Consider the following 17,857-nt stretch of genomic DNA (forward strand, 5'->3'; position numbering starts at 1 on the left):
ATTTTCAGAGGGCCTTATGGCAACGTACTATAGCAACGATTTTCGTGCTGGTCTTAAAATCATGTTGGACGGCGAACCTTATGCGGTTGAAGCCAGCGAATTCGTTAAACCAGGTAAAGGCCAGGCATTTGCGCGCGTTAAGCTGCGTCGCCTGCTGACCGGTACTCGCGTAGAGAAAACCTTCAAGTCTACCGATTCCGCTGAAGGCGCAGACGTAGCCGACATGAACCTGACCTTCCTGTATAGCGACGGTGAGTTCTGGCACTTTATGAATAACACCACTTTCGAACAGCTGGCTGCAGACGAGAAAGCGGTAGGCGATAACGCTAAATGGCTGCTGGACCAGGCTGAATGCATCGTGACCCTGTGGAACGGTCAGCCGATCTCCGTGACTCCGCCAAACTTCGTTGAGCTGGAAGTCGTTGAAACTGACCCAGGTCTGAAAGGCGATACCGCTGGTACTGGCGGCAAACCGGCTACTCTGTCTACTGGCGCAGTCGTTAAAGTTCCGCTGTTCGTACAGATCGGTGAAGTGATCAAAGTGGATACTCGCTCCGGCGAATACGTTTCTCGCGTAAAATAAGATATCTATTTGATCTTATGGCGCAGGTTGCTGCGCCATACTTTTTCCAGGGCAGGAATGATGAAACGTCTTCTCAGTCTTGTAATGCTCATCCTTTTCACCAGCACTCTCCTGGCGGGTTGTAATACCGCGCGCGGCTTCGGTGAAGACATCAAACATCTTGGCAATTCAATCTCTCACGCCGCCAGCTAACACTCTCTCATAGTCTTAAAAACGGTTGTTTATCCATCACACTTCCGGATCTTGTCTATTATTAATGAGCTATACACAAACAATATTGGCTAGAAAAGGAAGACGTTATGGTTAAAAAGACAATTGCAGCGATCTTTTCTGTGTTGGTTCTTTCTTCAGTATTGACTGCGTGCAATACCACGAAAGGTGTTGGGCAGGATATCTCTGAGGGCGGTAGCGCAATCTCTGGTGCAGCGACAAAAGCTCAACAATAATCATGAACGGTACGACGTCACGTCGTACCGTTAATTCCCCTTCCCGGGGAGTGAGAGAAACGGTGAGAAGCGGTTCCCCATGTGCAGTTTCATGCGGATATTCCGTTTATAGGTGTAGACCGTCTTGCCATGAATGCTGAGTGCGGCGGCTATCGCATTGTTACTCACACCATCCATCCACATTGACAATACTTTCTCCTCCTGCGGCGTAAGCAGCGGAGTCGCGTTTTCGGCTATTTCTAATGTGGGGCGAAGCTGTAGCGCCTCCTGAATCGTGTGTGAGAGCGCGTTCATCGTGGTGTGCTTGGTTAAGACCGAATAGGCGACGGATTGAGAGGAAGCAATTGAGGCGTGCTGTCTTTCAACTGATTGCAGTAAAATCAGCGGGATGACGCCGCAGCTCATGAAAAAGGGTTTAATTGGCGGACTGGTATGCGTCTCGCTAATAAAACTGTATAAATCCGCGATCACCAGATGCGGCTTCCACTGCAAAATATGCTCTTTTGCTAACAGGAGATTATTGATCCCTGACACAAGAAATGAGGAGCTGAACCTGCCAGAATGATTAAGCAAGGCCTCAATCCCTGTGCGGGTAAAGTGGCACCGGTCAATCACTAAAATTTTAAGCATAACCTTTTCGCATTCAGAAGAGAGGCAATCGACTTTCCGGATTCAGAAAGCCCTTCATCATAGAGAACTCCGATGAGTGCCAAATGCGGGAACTACGCCGCTAATTATGCTTAATTCTTGCTTTTAGCGGGCAGCGAATAAAAAGGTTGAAATTCATTTTCTCTCGGGCAAAAATGCCATTTCACACATCAGCTTTGCAGGACGACCTGCAAACGCTTCTTTCACCGGGGACGGCCCCATTGTTCTGGAGCCTGATATGTCCTGGATCGTTTTATTAATTGCAGGTCTGCTCGAAGTTGTCTGGGCGATTGGCCTGAAATATACCCACGGTTTTACGCGTTTGACGCCAAGCATTATCACTATTGTGGCAATGATCGTCAGTATCGCCATGCTCTCCTGGGCAATGCGTACGTTGCCTGTAGGAACCGCCTATGCTGTATGGACCGGTATCGGCGCAGTCGGGGCGGCCATTACAGGGATTCTGCTGCTGGGTGAATCTGCCAGCCCGGCGCGGTTACTGAGCCTCGGGCTGATTGTGGCCGGTATTATTGGCCTCAAGCTGAGCACCCACTAAGCGCCAGGCTGTTTTACCCAAATCAGCTTATTCACCTCAAACCCTTCCCGGGTCGCGATGGCCAGCATTTGCTGTTTCATTTCATCTGAAATAGTAGGGGTCCGTGAAAGGATCCACAGGTAGTCGCGATCCGGCCCGCAAACTAGCGCGTGACGATATTCCCTGTCGAGGGCAATCACGTTATACCCGCCGTAGAAGGGGCCAAAAAACGAGACCTTGAGCGCAGCGCGGTTTGGGTCGCCAGTGAAGTAGGCTTTCCCCTCCGTTTTCTGCCACATTCCTCTGTCCGGGTTATAGCCCTTGTTAATAACATTGATACCGCCGTCGTCGCGCAGGCTGTAGGTAGCAGTCACTTTTTCCAGTCCGCGTTCGAATCGATGGTCGAAACGCGCAATTTCATACCAGGTGCCCAGATAGCGTGTGGCATCAAAGTTATTTACTACGGTAACACCTTTCGGGGGTGTTGGGGTGCTGCAAGCGACAACCAGAAATGCAGCCGTAACTGCAGCAACGACGGGCAGAATGCGCATGGGATTTTCCTTGCTGGATTTTTGTTAAGTGTAGATGACAGCAGGAAAAAAAGAGAAAGAAAGGAAGCCCAATATCCAGGGCCTCCTTGTCCGTTACTGCAGTTTTTCAAGAATGCGCCAGGCGGCCTCGACGCGAACAGGGTTTGGGTAGCTCTTGTTTGCCAGCATCACGATGCCAAGGTTTTTTTCTGGAACGAAAGCAACATAGCTGCCGAATCCGCCAGTGGAGCCCGTTTTATGCACCCATGAGGCTTTCACGGCAGGCGCGGGCGGGTTTACCTCAACGGCAGGAAGCGCTGCCAGTGCTACTTTGCTGTCGCTACCGCTAATTATCGAGTCGGCCTTCACCGGCCAGTTCAGCATCTCCCAGCCCAGGCCCTGGTACATATCGCCAATACGCCAGTAACGTGACTGCGCAAGCTCGATGCCCTGCTGGAGCGTTTTCTCCTGAACCTGGCTGGCGTCCATGTTGGCCTGAACCCAACGGGTCATATCGATAACGCTCGATTTCACCCCGTAGGCTTCGGCATCAAGTTGGCCAGGGGATACATGCACTGGCTTTCCTTCGCGATAACCCCAGGCATAATCTTTTTGTTCGCTCTGCGGAACCGTAATCCAGGTATGCGCCAGTTTTAAGGGGTGCAGGACGCGTTTGGTCATCGCCTCTTCGTAGCTCATGCCTGAGGGTTTCACCGCCAGGGCGCCAAACAGACCAATGCTGGAGTTAGCATAAAGACGTTTAGCGCCTGGGGCCCATTGCGGCTGCCAGTTTTGATAAAAGCGTAGTAACGCGGCTTTATCCGTAACGTCGTCCGGAACCTGAAGCGGCAGGCCGCCTGCCGTGTAGGTGGCTAAGTGCAGCAGGCTGATACCCTGCCACTGCTTACCAGTCAGTTCAGGCCAGTAATGCGTGACCGGATCGCTGAGCTTAATTTCGCCGCGGGCGATAGCATCGCCGCCCAGCACGCCGTTGAACGTTTTACTGACCGATCCGAGTTCAAACAGCGTTTGTTGAGTGACTGGACGGTTATTGGCGATATCGGCTTTACCCCAGGTAAAGTAATAAGGTTTCCCCTGATAGATAATCGCAACGGCCATACCCGGAATAGCCTGCTCCTGCATCAGCGGTGTGATGGTGCGGTTAACGATATCGGCAATTTGTTGTTCTGTTTTTGCGGCGGCAAACGTGGAGAAAGAAGCTGTCAGCAGCAGCGCGCAGCATATCGATTTTTTCATCATGAAATCAGTTCCGTAATTAAAAGCGAAAGGGTGTCCGGGCCCGTCAGACGTAATCAGTGTGTTTGATTTGCACCGTGTTGACAAACGGTTAAATTTAGCAGCAGATATAAGTTTTTCTAACAGGCCAGATAATGACGCGTAGCTATATCCCCCTTAACTCGCTGCGGGCTTTTGAAGCAGCGGCCAGACATCTCAGCTTTACCCGCGCTGCGATTGAGCTCAACGTGACGCATTCTGCAATAAGCCAGCATGTGAAAGCGCTGGAGCAACAGCTGAATTGTCAGCTTTTTGTGCGTGGTTCTCGAGGGTTAATGTTGACGACTGAAGGGGAAAGTCTGTTACCTGTACTTAATGACTCTTTCGATCGTATGGCGGGGATGTTGGATCGTTTTGCCACTAAACAGACTCAGGAAAAACTTAAAATTGGCGTGGTGGGGACCTTTGCGGTCGGTTGTCTTTTCCCTCTGTTGAGCGACTTTAAGCGCCACTGTCCGCATATTGATTTGCATATTTCCACCCACAATAACCGTGTGGATCCCGCCGCCGAAGGGCTGGATTATACTATTCGCTACGGAGGAGGAGCCTGGCACGATACCGATGCGCAATATTTGTGTAGCGCGCTGATGTCTCCGCTGTGTTCACCGACATTGGCCTCGCAGATTAAAGCACCTGTGGATATCCTGAAATTTCCGTTATTACGATCGTATCGGCGTGATGAATGGACGCTTTGGATGCAGGCCGCCGGAGAAGCGCCTCCGTCACCGACGCACAACGTGGTGGTGTTTGACTCGTCCGTCTCAATGCTGGAAGCCGCGCAGGCGGGGATTGGTGTGGCAATTGCACCGGTAAGAATGTTCACGCATTTGCTCAGTAGTGAACGTATCGTGCAGCCTTTTCTAACGCAGATTGATCTGGGGAGTTACTGGATAACGCGTTTACAATCTCGTCCGGAGACGCCCGCGATGCGTGAGTTTTCCCGCTGGTTGACCGGGATGCTGCACTAATAAAAAGGCCCGCCATTGGCGGGCCTGATAATTAACGCATGCGATTAGATGGTCAGGATCCCAATAGCCGTTACAACGGTCAGGATAGCTGCCAGTCCGTAGAATACCCATTTGCCCGCAGGCACGTGGATTTTCAGGTCATGCATTGCGTGGTGCATACGGTGTAAACCGCACCACAGCGGCAGAACGATCATCAGGAACAGAAACGCACGTCCGATGAAGCTCTGAGCGAATGCCAGTACGCGTTCATAGCTGAAAGCATCAGGAACAAAGCCCAGCGGCAGCATAATGCCGACCAGCAGGATCATCACCGGCGCAATGATTGCGCTCCACATACCGCCTGCACCAAACAGGCCCCAGAATACGGGTTCGTCAGAGCGTTTTGGATTTGGATTAATCATTCCGGACTCCTTACCAGAACAGGGCAACAAACAGTATTACTACTGTCGCAACCACAGTAACTGCCCAGAGACCTTTGATGATCGGCTCTGGCCCCATTTTTTCGTCTTTTACGATGATGTTGGCAGCTTTTGGCGCCAGCTCAAACCAGGTTTTGGTATGCAGCAGCGCTGCTGCCAGGGCGATAATATTCAGGATCACCACCACCGGGTTTTGCAAAAAGGCGACAAAGCCCATCCAGGACTCTGCACCATGCTTGAGTGCAAACAGGCCGATAATCAGTTCAATGCTGAACCAGACTGCCGGAACCGCCGTGCCTTCGCGCAGCATGTAAAAACGATAAAATGGCAGCTTTTTCCACCAGGTGGACGTCATTGGTCGCACATAGGGTTTGCGTTTAGTCGTCATCGTGCACTCCTTAGCGTGGTTTCAGGGTAGCGATAAGAAAGTCTTTTGAACTTTCAACTTTACCCTGCTGAATGGCCGCAGCCGGATCGACGTGTTTCGGGCAGACTTCGGAGCAGTAGCCCACAAAAGTACAGGACCAGACGCCGTTCGGGCTGTTCAACTGAGCCATACGCTCCTTCTTACCGTGGTCGCGGCTATCTTCGTTGTAACGATGCGCCAGCGTAATCGCAGCCGGTCCAATGAACTCTGGGTTCAGGCCGAACTGCGGGCACGCGGCGTAGCACAGACCACAGTTGATGCAACCGGAGAACTGATGATACTTCGCCATCTGCGCCGGAGTCTGGGTGTTTGGACCCTGATCCGGTGTACGCGGGTTACCGATGATGTACGGTTTGATCGCTTCCAGGCTTTCGATAAAGTGCGTCATGTCGACGACCAGATCGCGCTCAATCGGGAAGTTGCCCAGCGCTTCAACCTTCATGCCGTTGGTGTAATCACGCAGGAAGGTTTTGCACGCCAGTTTAGGTACATTGTTGACCATCATGCCGCAGGAGCCGCAGATCGCCATACGGCAGGACCAGCGGTAGCTCAGGTCCGGTGCCAGGTTATCCTTGATGTAGCCCAGCGCATCCAGCAGTGACGTGGTTTCATCATAAGGAACTTCGTAGAAAGCACTGTGCGGCGCGGTATCGGTTTCCGGGTTATAGCGCACCACCTCAACTTTCAGGTTTTTCATCTCAGCCATTCGCCTTCTCCTTCTTATCGGCTGCTTCCGCTTCGCCACCGTAAACACGTTTAGCCGGTGGCAGAGTGGTGATTTTCACGTCGCTGTATTCCAGACGAGTCGTGCCGTCAGCATCGCGGAAGGCGAGGGTGTGTTTGAGGAAGTTCACATCGTCACGCTCGGTGCAGCCTTCATCCAGACGCTGATGCGCGCCGCGGGATTCTTTACGCGCCAGAGCAGAGTGCGCCATACATTCAGCAACGTTCAGACCGTGACCCAGTTCGATGGTGTACAGCAGGTCGGTGTTGAAGACGCTGGAGGTATCAGTGATACGTACGCGCTTGAAGCGTTCCTGCAGCTCCGCCAGTTTATCAACGGTTTTCTGCATGAGTTCCGGTGTACGGTAGATACCGCAACCTTCTTCCATGGACAGGCCCATTTCGTCACGGATCTTAGACCAGTTTTCGTTACCTTCCTGGTTAACCAGATCTTTCAGACGTTTTTCAACGCCAGCAACCTGCGCATCGAGCGCGGCACTGTTTGCAGCGCCAGCCGTTGCAGCACGTTCTGCAGCCTGTTCACCGGCCATACGACCGAAGACCACCAGTTCCGCCAGAGAGTTAGAACCCAGACGGTTAGCGCCATGCAGACCAACAGAGGAACATTCGCCCACAGCGAACAGACCTTTAATGCGGGTTTCACAGTGCTGATCGGTTTCGATACCGCCCATGGTGTAGTGCGCGGTAGGACGTACCGGGATCGGCTCTTTAACCGGATCGACACCCACGTAGGCTTTCGCCAGTTCGCAGATGAACGGTAAACGTTCGAGCAGTTTTTTCTCGCCGAGGTGACGCAGGTCGAGGTGAACCACATCGCCACGCGGGGTGGAAATGGTGTTGCCTTTACGCCATTCGTGCCAGAACGCCTGAGAAACTTTGTCGCGCGGACCGAGTTCCATGTATTTGTTTTTCGGTTCGCCCAGCGGGGTTTCCGGACCCATGCCGTAATCTTGCAGATAACGGTAGCCGTTTTTGTTGACCAGGATACCGCCTTCACCACGGCAGCCTTCGGTCATCAGGATACCAGAGCCTGGCAGACCCGTCGGGTGATACTGAACGAATTCCATATCACGCAGCGGAACGCCGTGGCTCAGCGCCATGCCCATACCGTCGCCAGTTACGATGCCGCCGTTGGTGTTGTAACGGTAAACACGACCTGCGCCGCCCGTTGCCATCACAACAGCATTAGCACGGATCTGCATCAGCGTGCCTTCCATCATGTTCATGGCAACCAGGCCGCGAGCATGGCCATCATCAACCAGGATATCCAGAACGAAGTGTTCGTCAAAGCGCTGAATCTGCGGGAACTGCAAAGATGTTTGGAACAGCGTATGCAACATGTGGAAGCCGGTTTTATCCGCGGCAAACCAGGTACGCTCGATTTTCATACCGCCGAAGCGACGTACGTTGACGCTACCGTCTTCACGGCGGCTCCATGGGCAGCCCCATTGTTCCAGTTGCGTCATTTCAGTTGGGCAGTGGTGGACAAAGTAATCCACGACATCCTGCTCACACAGCCAGTCTCCGCCTGCTACCGTATCGTGAAAATGGTAGTCAAAGCTGTCATGATCCTGCGCGACAGCAGCAGAGCCGCCTTCGGCAGCAACGGTATGGCTGCGCATTGGGTACACTTTTGAGATCAGTGCGATTTTAGCGTTGGGATTTGCTTGTGCGGCAGCAATTGCAGCACGTAATCCCGCGCCACCGGCGCCTATAATGGCAAGATCGGCTTGAAAGGTTTGCACGACATTCCTCCAGATTGTTGTTATTTCATTCCTGCCTGAAATCAGATGCTTCATCGGCTTCAAACAGGTTATGAACGCGTTTCCACTGCTCCTTTATAGGTACAATAGTATAGTCTCAGGGATGTGCGGGAAATTTGACGTGTTCGATTTTTTTAGCGTGTCAAAGGGGGGAATTATCATTGAATTTGATTAATTTAATTACTAAACCACCCCATGTCGCTTTTTTTATCCAATTGCCAGTGTGGATTATTGGCGCGCGAAATTTGTCTCGTTAACGCGATACGAGTAGACTTCGTGCCCTTGTCTTAAATCGGAGAAACAACCATGAGCGAAACGGCAACCTGGCAGCCGAGCGCGTCCATCCCCAATTTGTTAAAACGTGCAGCAATTATAGCGGAGATTCGCCGCTTTTTTGCCGATCGTGGCGTGCTTGAGGTTGAGACCCCTTGTATGAGTCAGGCAACGGTAACGGACATCCATTTGTTCCCGTTCGAAACGCGTTTCGTCGGCCCTGGACACTCCCAGGGAATGAATCTCTATTTAATGACCAGCCCGGAATACCATATGAAGCGCCTGCTGGTGGCAGGATGCGGCCCGGTGTATCAACTGTGCCGCAGCTTCCGTAATGAAGAGATGGGGCGTCATCATAACCCTGAATTCACTATGCTCGAGTGGTATCGTCCGCACTACGATATGTATCGCCTGATGAATGAAGTGGATGATTTGCTCCAGCAGGTGCTGGACTGCTCACCTGCGGAAAGTCTCTCTTACCAGCAAGCCTTCCAGCGCCATCTGGAGATAGACCCGCTGTCTGCAGATAAAACCCAACTGCGGGAAGTGGCGGCGAAATTGGATCTCAGTAATATCGCCGATACCGAAGAAGACCGGGACACCTTACTGCAGTTGCTGTTTACGATGGGCGTTGAGCCGCATATTGGCAAAGACAAACCGACGTTTGTGTATCATTTCCCGGCCAGCCAGGCATCACTGGCGCAAATCAGTACCGAAGATCACCGCGTGGCTGAACGTTTCGAGGTTTACTACAAAGGTATTGAGCTGGCGAATGGTTTCCATGAATTGACCGACGCGCGCGAACAGCAGCAGCGGTTTGAGCAGGATAACCGCAAACGTGCCGCACGTGGCTTGCCGCAGCAGCCTATCGACACCAACCTGCTTGAAGCGTTAAAAGTGGGGATGCCGGATTGTTCTGGCGTGGCGCTGGGCGTTGACCGTCTTGTGATGCTGGCATTGGGCGCAGAGAGCCTGGCCGAGGTTATCGCATTTACCGTCGATCGCGCGTAACGTACTCTCCTTCAATACAAAGTGGCGGTGAAATAGCCACTTTGTAGCATATTTTTTCATTTACCCTCTAATAGCTACAATTTACTCCTGGATATTTGATATTGTTCAGGTATCAATTCTGTGTTGATTTTTCTATCGCTGAACTCTGAAAAGAGGGCAGTGCCAACCGGTGAGTGGCGTTTGTTAAACGCTTGCCAGAGTAAGGGATGGTTTAATGACCCAAACAATAAAAAAGATGAGCCTTATAGGTCTCATCCTCATGATATTTACGTCTGTTTTCGGTTTTGCGAATAGCCCCTCCGCATTCTATCTAATGGGGTATAGCGCGATTCCGTGGTATATATTTTCTGCATTATTATTCTTTATCCCATTTGCTTTAATGATGGCGGAAATGGGGGCTGCCTATCGGAAAGAAGAGGGAGGAATCTATTCGTGGATGAATAATAGCGTTGGGCCACGCTATGCGTTTATCGGCACGTTTATGTGGTTTTCTTCCTATGTAATATGGATGGTAAGTACCGCAGCGAAAGTCTGGGTACCTTTTTCAACCTTCTTATTTGGCGCAGACATGACGCAGCACTGGCGTTTTGCGGGGCTTGAGCCTACGCAGGTCGTCGGGTTGCTCGCCGTCGGTTGGATGATTCTGGTAACCTGCGTGGCCTCCCGGGGTATTAATAAGATTGCTCGTATTACGGCTGTAGGCGGAATTGCCGTAATGTGTCTTAATTTAGTTCTGTTGTTAGTGAGTGTCGCTATTTTGTTATTAACTGGTGGTCACTTTGCGCAGGATATTAATTTCATCTCCTCACCTAATCCGGGATATCAGTCCGGTCTGGCCATGTTGTCATTTGTTGTGTTTGCCATTTTTGCTTACGGCGGAATAGAAGCCGTGGGTGGATTAGTTGATAAAACAGAGAAGCCAGAAAAGAACTTTGCGAAAGGCATTGTTTTTGCCGCGATTGTCATTTCTGTCGGTTATTCACTGGCCATATTTTTATGGGGCGTTAGCACCAACTGGCAGCAAGTATTAAGCAATAGCTCGGTCAACCTCGGCAATATAACGTATATCCTGATGAAAAGCCTCGGGATGACGTTAGGTAACGCGCTGCATCTTTCTCCTGAAACCGCGATGGTGACGGGGGTGTGGTTCGCGCGTATCACCGGGCTTTCTATGTTTCTCGCTTATACCGGCGCTTTTTTCACGCTCAGCTATTCGCCACTGAAAGCGATTATTCAGGGAACGCCGAAGGCGCTGTGGCCAGCGCCAATGACCAAACTAAATGCCGTGGGGATGCCGACGACGGCAATGTGGTTGCAGTGCCTGCTGGTGAGCCTGTTTATCCTGCTGGTTTCGTTTGGCGGCGATACGGCTTCAGCGTTCTATAACAAACTGACGCTGATGGCGAACGTCTCGATGACGCTGCCGTATCTGTTCCTCGCGCTGGCGTTTCCGTTCTTTAAAGCCCGTACGGGCCTGGAAAGACCGTTTGTTGTCTTTAAAACCCGAGCGGCGACGTTACTGGCCACATCGGTGGTTGTGCTGGTGGTGACGTTTGCCAATGTGTTCACCATCATCCAGCCGGTGATTGAAGCTGGGGACTGGAACAGCGCATTGTGGATGACCGGAGGCCCGATCTTCTTCTCGCTGTTGGCAATGGCGATTTATCAGAACTACAGCCGTCGCACGGCCAACGAGCCTGAGTGGGCGGTGGAGTAAACTTCCTGCTGAATCCGGCCTACAAAAATGATTCTTCGTAGGCCGGATTCGGCGAAGCTGCCATTCGGCATCATTGTTGTTTACAAACTCCCCGCCGGGCGACTGCTTCTGCCCGCAGAACTTAAGGTTCTTCCCGTTTGCTTACCGCCGAGGCTCTCCAGACGCATCTGGAACGGTGGGAACGGCATATCGATACCGTGCTCACGGAAGCCAGCCAGAATCAGCTGGTGGATTTCGTGGCGCAGCGGCATACGATGCCCCATCTCAGCGGCATAAATACGCAGTTCGAAGATTTGAATCCCTTGCTGCAGGTCAACCAGGAAGACTTCTGGCGCCGGGTTATCGATAACCAGTGAGCAGCGTTGTGCGGCAGTAAGCAGGATCTGCGTAACCTCCTCGCTGTTAGCCTCCGACGGTGCCGGGATGGTTAATACCACACGGGTGACCGAATCCGATAACGACCAGTTGATAAACTGCTCGGTGATAAAGGCTTTGTTGGGCACGATGATCTCTTTGCGGTCCCAGTCGCTGATGGTCGTGGCGCGGGTATTAATTTTCGTCACGCTACCGGTAAGATCGCGAATCGTCACCGTGTCGCCAATGCGGATTGGTTTTTCAAAGAGGATAATCAGGCCGGAAATAAAGTTGGCGAAGATCTCCTGCAAACCAAAGCCCAGACCGACACCGAGAGCAGCTACCAGCCATTGCAGTTTGGACCACTCAATACCGATCATTGAGAAGCCCACCAGACCGCCAATCAGCATCAGCAGGTACTTGGTGATGGTGGTGATAGCGTAACCGGTGCCGGGGGTTAAATCGAGATGTTGCAGCAGCGCCAGCTCCAGCAGCGCGGGCAGGTTGCGCACTAACTGGGTAGTGATGATAAACACCAGGATTGCGATAAGCACTGCACCCAGCGTTATCGGCTCTAAACTTTCCACACCCTGCACCGTGGAGGTGACATCCCATAACGAGATATTTTCCAGGAAGCCGAAAGCGGAATGAATTTCTGACCACAGCACAATGACCGAGAGCAGGGCGATAAGCATCAGGATAGAGCGCACCAGGCGCAGTGATTGCGCGCTGATAGCATCCAGATCCACTTCGCTTTCATCAACATCAATCGTGCCTTCAAGGCTGGTGGAATGCGCTGGTTCTTCTTCACCCCGTGCGCGCTGCGCCAGCATTTCGGCACGTCGATGCTTGGCGCGGTCAAACGCCAGTCGGCGGCGCTGGATCAGCATCCAGCGGCGGATAACGTGATACACCACCAGTAACAAGAACCAGATAGCTACGGACGTTTCCAGACGCGCCAGTAAAGCTTGCGACGTGGCGAGATAGCCCACTGCCGCAGCGAGAATGGCAATCAGCGGTGCGCCCATCAGCATATTCCACAGCATGCTGTTGACCATGTTATCGCTGTTGCCTTCTTTATCGAGGTACAGCGGTATCCCGGCGCGTTTCAGGCTCAGGGTCACGACCGCCAGCGCACCGCAAATCAGAATAAAGCACAGACGCCCCAGTGAGGCGGAGAATTCCCGGTCATTGAGATTATCAAACATAATCACCGCCATGATCAGCGGCACAATCAGCCCAATACTCATTAGGTAATAGTGCATGGCTTTCGCGACGCGGTTACGCGGCCAGCCAAAGTGGGCAATGAACAGACCGTTGGGGCGCGCAAAGGTGGCGCAAATCATTACTGCCCACAGCATGGGCACCGTGGCGGTAACGCCATCGCCGATAGCGACAGCTAATGGATAAGGCCAGGCTTCCTGCAATCCGTAACCGAGCGTTGCCCACAGCACCGGCAACGGAGAAGCGACGAGTATCGACCAGAACACCGTGCGTATCGTCAGCCAGAAGTGGTCCTGGGTGACTTTCCCGACCCGCGCAGATGAACGCTCCAGAAAACGGGTGAAGTGTTTGCGTGAAGAGAGGCTAAAGCCAACCAGCACCAATGCCGCGAAAAGCGGCAGCAGCGTTTCTTTGCTGGTCAGCATCATGATGCTGGCTTTGCCCAACTGATTAAACGTATCTAATGAGATCAGACGCCGCAGATCCTGGACGATGTCGACAGGCCAGGAGAGGGAGATGGGGCTAACGTCCGAGGTCCAGAACAGATAACGGTGCGTTGCTTCGTTGACCTCTTTTAGCGCATCTTCCAGTTGGCTATTAGAGACTTTGAGCTTGGTCAGCTCAAGGATCAGCGTATCGCCACCCTGTAACAAAGAGTTCAGCAGCTCACGTTGGGTGCGTAACTGGGCGTTGAGAATGCTGCTCTGTTCAGCGGTCAGCGGTTGTCCATCGGCCTGATGAATCTGACGCAACTGCGGCTGTTTGTTGAGGAGATCCTCATAGCGCATACGGTGCACGCGAAGCTGCGCCATTTCGGTATCCAACTGCTGAGGCTTGGGCATTTCCGGTAAACGGGATACCTGCGCGCGCAGCGCTTCTCCCAGCATATTTGAGACCCCAAGCCACTGAGACTGCTCTCGCAGCGTATTCAATGCCTGGCGCACCTGTAGCGTTTGGCTGGCGGCTTGACGCTGTTGCGAGGCGACCAGGTCCATACGTTGCGCCTGCTGGTTTAATGCCTGAGACAGTTCGCGGTTAACCTTGAACTGGTCGACAATACCTTCCGGCAGTCCCGCGCTGTTTTCCGCCAACAGTTCGGTGCTTTCCAGCGCTCGCTCTGCCTCACGCTGACGTTGACTGTTGAGCTGGTTGCGCAAAGCCTGCAGGTAAGTATCGAGCTGCTGGCTCTGTTTTTCCGCCAGCTCTGAGCGCATACGCGCCAGTTCCTGGCGGTTATTAGCGGAAAGCTGCGCCAGCTCCAGTTCATCGACCAGGGCTTTGAGTTTGGCGGATTCAGCCTGCATCGCCTGATTCTGCGCGGGATTAGAATTGGCGGTACCAATACGTCGCTCAAGCTCATTTAGCTGGCGGCGGGCATCGGTTTGCTGTTGAGGAAGCTGGCTTAACGAGTCTGCGATTTCCCGGGCGCGATCCTGCTCCTGCTGGGCCTGACGACTCTTTTCCAACAGTTGGCTGCTGACCTGGAGGATCTCCTGGTTTAACGCATCGGTGGTGAGTCCGGTTGGCGCATTGCGCGGTTCGTCGCGCAGGTTGCTAAGCTGCGCGCGTAATGTTGCGGACAGCTTGGGGAAGTTATCAATAACCTGCTGATATTGCTGGGCACGCTCGAGAGAACCTTTACGCTCCTCGAGGGCATTCAGCGCGGACTGGAGCGCCTCGACGGTTTCTGGCTGAGCAGGTTTCGCCGCTTTTGCCTGCTCCAGTTCCTGGGTGAGTTGTTTGGCATCGGGGGCCGTCGCAGCGTACGCCCCCAGGCTGAGGCACCAGGCCATCAGAAAAGTGATAATCAGGCGCACAGCAGCGATTCCTATGTTTAACTTTCGTCTTTTTTGTCGTCAACCAGCGGGCTGGCGTCGTGTTCTGCTTCGATCTCTTCTTTCGCAAGCGGGGCAGGTTCTGCCTCTGGCGTCACGAATGTCTCGGTCGAGATGGCCATTGGCTGGCCGATTTTGGTCACTGAAAGGTCCTGCAACTGCTCAACCAGGTTAACTTTGCCAGGCGCGAACAGGTTGATAACGGTGGAACCGAGCTTAAAGCGGCCCATTTCCTGACCTTTCAGCAGCGCCACCGACCCTTCGCTTTCGCCTTCCGGCCAGGTCCAGCGTTTGATGACGCCTTCACGCGGTGGGGTAATGGTGCCAGCCCATGCGGTTTCAATACTGCCGACGATGGTCGCGCCGACCAGAATCTGCACCATCGGGCCAAATTCGGTATCAAACAGACAGATTACGCGTTCGTTGCGTGCAAACAGGTTTGGAACGTTTTGCGCAGTCAGGATATTTACAGAGAAGAGATCGCCTGGCACGTACATCATTTCACGCAGGATACCGTTACACGGCATATGTACACGGTGGTAATCGCGTGGAGATAAGTAAGTGGTCACAAACGTACCGTTGCGGAATTTGTCCGCCATCTGGTAGTTGCCGGCCAGCAGTGCTTCAAGAGTATAGCTGTGCCCTTTGGCCTGCAGCAGTTTGTCTTCTTCGATGTTTCCTAACTGGTTAATCACGCCGTCAGCAGGCATGACCAGTACGTTTGGATCGGTGTTAATCGGGCGAACGTCGTCGCGCAGTGGGCGAACAAAGAAGTCGTTAAAGGTGCGATAGCTGGCGGTATCCGGCTTTTGCGCCTCTTTCATATCGACCTTGTAATATTTCACGAACAGATCGATAACCAGTTTAGTCAGCCATCCTGCTCGTTTGCTCGCACCCCAACCCGCCAGGCGAGTGAGCCATAGTTTCGGCAGAATGTATTGTAGCGAAAGCTTAAATGAGTTTAACAAGGTAGCCTCCAGGCCATAATTTGTTCCCGATCCGGCATACGGGCCGGATCCTGAAAAAAGGGGGACGATTCTAGCGATGCTTAGCTTAGTTGTCAGTTGTCTGTATCAGAAAAGTTTTTACGTGTTTTTACCTGCGTCATGCTTTCCAGGATGCGGTGATAATTTTCAAACCGAGTTTCGGCTATTGCCCCTTTTTCTACGGCCTCACGGATAGCGCAGCCTGGATCGGTATCATGCTTGCAGTCGCGGTATTTGCAGTGGCCCAGGTAGTCATGGAATTCGACAAAACCATGTGTGATTTGTTCCGGCTCCAGATGCCACAACCCGAACTCACGTACGCCAGGGGAGTCGATAACGTCGCCACCGTGCGGGAAATGATACAGGCGAGAGGCAGTGGTGGTGTGCTGTCCAAGGCCGGAGTTGTCGGAGACATCGTTGGTCAGGATCTCTTCCTGCAGGCCGAGAAGATTATTGAGCAGGCTAGATTTACCAACGCCCGACTGACCGGCAAAAATGCTGATGCGATCGGTTAATGCTTCTTCAAGCGGTTTCAGGCCGTCTTTCGTGCGGCTTGATACCATCAACACGCGATAGCCAATGTGGCGATAAATATCCATCTGTTCGTTAACAAAGGCCATGCCTTCGTCATCCAGCAGATCGATCTTATTCAAGACGATAATTGGTTCAACGTGTAGCGTTTCACAGGCTACCAGATACCGGTCGATAATATTGAGTGACAGCTCGGGTAAGATGGCTGAGACAATAACGATCTGGTTGATGTTGGCGGCAATGGGTTTTACCCCGTCGTAAAAGTCGGGACGTGTCAGTACCGAGGTACGCTCGTGTACCGCCTCAACGATGCCTTTGACATTCACGCCTTCTGCTGCTGCTTTTCCCGGGCGCCAGACAACGCGATCGCCGGTAACCAGCGAGCGAATTGTACGGCGGATGTTGCAGCGGTGAATCTCACCGTCAGCAGATTCCACGTCGGCATGCATACCAAAACGGCTGATAACGATGCCTTCAGCGGTTTCGCCAAACAGGTTGTCGTCGTAGTCTGGCTTCTCCGTGGACGTTTTCAGACGACGCTGGTGATTGGCGTTCACACGGCGCTGTTGGCCTTTGGAGAGTTTATTCTTACTCAATCGGACTGACTCCTGGTCGCCCATAATGGGCAAAACATTTATGATACACGCAATTTTAGATGAATATAGTCACACTGAATGTGACGCTGAAGGGTGGAAAATAGCATGAGTGCCAATGAAAACAACCTGATTTGGATCGATCTGGAGATGACAGGTCTGGATCCCGAGCGCGATCGCATAATTGAGATAGCCACGCTGGTGACGGATGCCAACCTGAATATTCTGGCTGAAGGACCGACAATTGCGGTGCACCAGTCCGACGAACAGCTGGCATTAATGGATGACTGGAACGTACGTACGCATACCGGTAGTGGGCTAGTGGATCGCGTGAAGGCGAGCACCATGGGGGATCGTGAAGCTGAACTGGCTACGCTGGCTTTTTTGAAAGAGTGGGTTCCAGAAGGGAAATCACCTATCTGCGGCAACAGCATCGGTCAGGATCGTCGTTTCCTGTTTAAATACATGCCGGAGCTGGAGGCATATTTCCATTATCGCTATCTTGACGTCAGTACTCTGAAAGAGCTGGCGCGTCGTTGGAAGCCGGAAATCCTTGCTGGCTTCACCAAGCAGGGAACGCATCAGGCGATGGACGATATTCGTGAATCTGTTGCTGAGCTTGCTTACTATCGCGAACATTTTATTAAGCTTTGATTTTGTGGATGGCCGGGCGGCGCTGTGGCTTACCCGGCCTACGAATATCGTTCCTGTGCGCTTGCACTGAGGCTGGATTGTCGCTAAATTAGACGACTTGCCGATAAATTCAGCACTTAAACAGAAAAACGAAAAAATCGCTTTTAGGGGGGTTGCAGCTAAACGGATTTCTCGTATAATGCGCCTCCCGTAACGACAGAGAATTACACGTTACGGCAGCAGCAAAAGCAGTACAAATTTGCGGGAATAGCTCAGTTGGTAGAGCACGACCTTGCCAAGGTCGGGGTCGCGAGTTCGAGTCTCGTTTCCCGCTCCAAAAT

Annotated in this window: 18 protein-coding genes and 1 tRNA gene; 9 read left to right on the top strand and 10 right to left on the bottom strand. The window is 52.5% G+C overall.

Annotated elements, in window-relative coordinates; genetic code table 11:
* The first annotated feature begins 16 nt into the window (after positions 1-16).
* From efp to ecnB, 3 genes are all read left to right on the top strand, one after another.
* Positions 17-583, top strand: a complete 567-nt coding sequence (gene efp, locus OGV93_RS09685; protein WP_003025478.1) for an elongation factor P — start codon at positions 17-19, stop codon at positions 581-583.
* Positions 584-640: 57 nt separating this feature from the next.
* Positions 641-775, top strand: coding sequence for a lipoprotein antitoxin entericidin A (ecnA, locus tag OGV93_RS09690; RefSeq protein WP_016151394.1), 135 nt, complete (start codon positions 641-643; stop codon positions 773-775).
* 107 nt (positions 776-882) lie between these two features.
* Positions 883-1,029 (top strand): lipoprotein toxin entericidin B, encoded by a 147-nt coding sequence (gene ecnB / locus OGV93_RS09695; RefSeq protein WP_016151395.1) that lies wholly within the window; start codon positions 883-885, stop codon positions 1,027-1,029.
* 30 nt (positions 1,030-1,059) lie between these two features.
* Here the strand turns inward: ecnB and OGV93_RS09700 are convergent, their stop codons facing one another.
* On the bottom strand, positions 1,060-1,659 hold the full coding sequence (locus OGV93_RS09700) for a LuxR C-terminal-related transcriptional regulator (RefSeq protein WP_287109537.1): 600 nt from the start codon (positions 1,657-1,659) through the stop codon (positions 1,060-1,062).
* Between the two features lie 256 nt (positions 1,660-1,915).
* On the opposite strand from OGV93_RS09700, the gene sugE reads away from it, so the two are divergent.
* Positions 1,916-2,233, top strand: coding sequence for a quaternary ammonium compound efflux SMR transporter SugE (gene sugE, locus OGV93_RS09705; protein ID WP_016151397.1), 318 nt, complete (start codon positions 1,916-1,918; stop codon positions 2,231-2,233).
* Here the strand turns inward: sugE and OGV93_RS09710 are convergent.
* Both OGV93_RS09710 and OGV93_RS09715 read right to left on the bottom strand, forming a co-directional pair.
* Complete coding sequence (locus OGV93_RS09710) at positions 2,230-2,763, bottom strand: lipocalin family protein (protein ID WP_016151398.1); 534 nt, start codon at positions 2,761-2,763, stop codon at positions 2,230-2,232. The genes sugE and OGV93_RS09710 overlap by 4 nt on opposite strands.
* A 93-nt stretch (positions 2,764-2,856) precedes the next feature.
* Positions 2,857-4,002 (bottom strand): class C beta-lactamase CMY-101, encoded by a 1,146-nt coding sequence (locus OGV93_RS09715; protein WP_016155498.1) that lies wholly within the window; start codon positions 4,000-4,002, stop codon positions 2,857-2,859.
* Between the two features lie 131 nt (positions 4,003-4,133).
* On the opposite strand from OGV93_RS09715, the gene ampR reads away from it, so the two are divergent.
* Positions 4,134-5,006 (top strand): LysR family transcriptional regulator AmpR, encoded by an 873-nt coding sequence (gene ampR, locus OGV93_RS09720; RefSeq protein WP_016155499.1) that lies wholly within the window; start codon positions 4,134-4,136, stop codon positions 5,004-5,006.
* A 44-nt stretch (positions 5,007-5,050) separates the two neighbouring features.
* Here the strand turns inward: ampR and frdD are convergent, their stop codons facing one another.
* The 4 genes from frdD to frdA are packed head-to-tail and all read right to left on the bottom strand — an operon-like array spanning position 5,051 to position 8,341.
* Positions 5,051-5,407 (bottom strand): fumarate reductase subunit FrdD, encoded by a 357-nt coding sequence (gene frdD, locus OGV93_RS09725; protein WP_003025535.1) that lies wholly within the window; start codon positions 5,405-5,407, stop codon positions 5,051-5,053.
* Positions 5,408-5,417: 10 nt separating this feature from the next.
* Positions 5,418-5,813: a fumarate reductase subunit FrdC gene (gene frdC / locus OGV93_RS09730; protein WP_016151401.1), complete on the bottom strand. Its 396-nt coding sequence runs from the start codon at positions 5,811-5,813 to the stop codon at positions 5,418-5,420.
* Positions 5,814-5,823: 10 nt separating this feature from the next.
* A complete protein-coding gene (gene frdB / locus OGV93_RS09735) occupies positions 5,824-6,558 on the bottom strand; it encodes a fumarate reductase iron-sulfur protein (protein WP_006686291.1) in 735 nt (244 codons plus the stop codon).
* Positions 6,551-8,341: a fumarate reductase (quinol) flavoprotein subunit gene (gene frdA, locus OGV93_RS09740; RefSeq protein WP_016151402.1), complete on the bottom strand. Its 1,791-nt coding sequence runs from the start codon at positions 8,339-8,341 to the stop codon at positions 6,551-6,553. The genes frdB and frdA overlap by 8 nt, the downstream gene beginning before the upstream one ends.
* A 324-nt stretch (positions 8,342-8,665) precedes the next feature.
* Between frdA and epmA the strand changes: the two genes are divergently transcribed.
* Positions 8,666-9,643 (top strand): elongation factor P--(R)-beta-lysine ligase, encoded by a 978-nt coding sequence (epmA, locus tag OGV93_RS09745; protein WP_003830517.1) that lies wholly within the window; start codon positions 8,666-8,668, stop codon positions 9,641-9,643.
* A 214-nt stretch (positions 9,644-9,857) separates the two neighbouring features.
* On the top strand, positions 9,858-11,360 hold the full coding sequence (gene yjeM / locus OGV93_RS09750; protein ID WP_181626582.1) for a glutamate/gamma-aminobutyrate family transporter YjeM: 1,503 nt from the start codon (positions 9,858-9,860) through the stop codon (positions 11,358-11,360).
* 80 nt (positions 11,361-11,440) lie between these two features.
* On the opposite strand, the gene mscM is transcribed toward yjeM, so the two are convergent.
* The 3 genes from mscM to rsgA all read right to left on the bottom strand — a co-directional run bounded on the left by mscM (position 11,441) and on the right by rsgA (position 16,886).
* Positions 11,441-14,755 carry a miniconductance mechanosensitive channel MscM gene (gene mscM, locus OGV93_RS09755; RefSeq protein WP_101700302.1) on the bottom strand — a complete coding sequence of 1,105 codons (3,315 nt, stop codon included), beginning with the start codon at positions 14,753-14,755 and terminating at the stop codon, positions 11,441-11,443.
* 17 nt (positions 14,756-14,772) lie between these two features.
* Positions 14,773-15,741 (bottom strand): archaetidylserine decarboxylase, encoded by a 969-nt coding sequence (asd, locus tag OGV93_RS09760; protein ID WP_016155504.1) that lies wholly within the window; start codon positions 15,739-15,741, stop codon positions 14,773-14,775.
* A 92-nt stretch (positions 15,742-15,833) separates the two neighbouring features.
* Positions 15,834-16,886: a small ribosomal subunit biogenesis GTPase RsgA gene (gene rsgA / locus OGV93_RS09765; RefSeq protein WP_168188438.1), complete on the bottom strand. Its 1,053-nt coding sequence runs from the start codon at positions 16,884-16,886 to the stop codon at positions 15,834-15,836.
* 105 nt (positions 16,887-16,991) lie between these two features.
* Between rsgA and orn the strand changes: the two genes are divergently transcribed.
* Both orn and OGV93_RS09775 read left to right on the top strand, forming a co-directional pair.
* The gene (gene orn / locus OGV93_RS09770; protein ID WP_016151407.1) at positions 16,992-17,537 is read left to right on the top strand and encodes an oligoribonuclease; all 546 of its coding nucleotides are present in this window, start codon (positions 16,992-16,994) and stop codon (positions 17,535-17,537) included.
* A gap of 240 nt (positions 17,538-17,777) precedes the next feature.
* Positions 17,778-17,853: transfer RNA gene (locus OGV93_RS09775), tRNA-Gly, on the top strand.
* Positions 17,854-17,857: the final 4 nt, after the last annotated feature.

The organism is Citrobacter sp. Cb031 (genome assembly GCF_030336725.1).
GTDB classification, from domain to species: domain Bacteria; phylum Pseudomonadota; class Gammaproteobacteria; order Enterobacterales; family Enterobacteriaceae; genus Citrobacter; species Citrobacter braakii.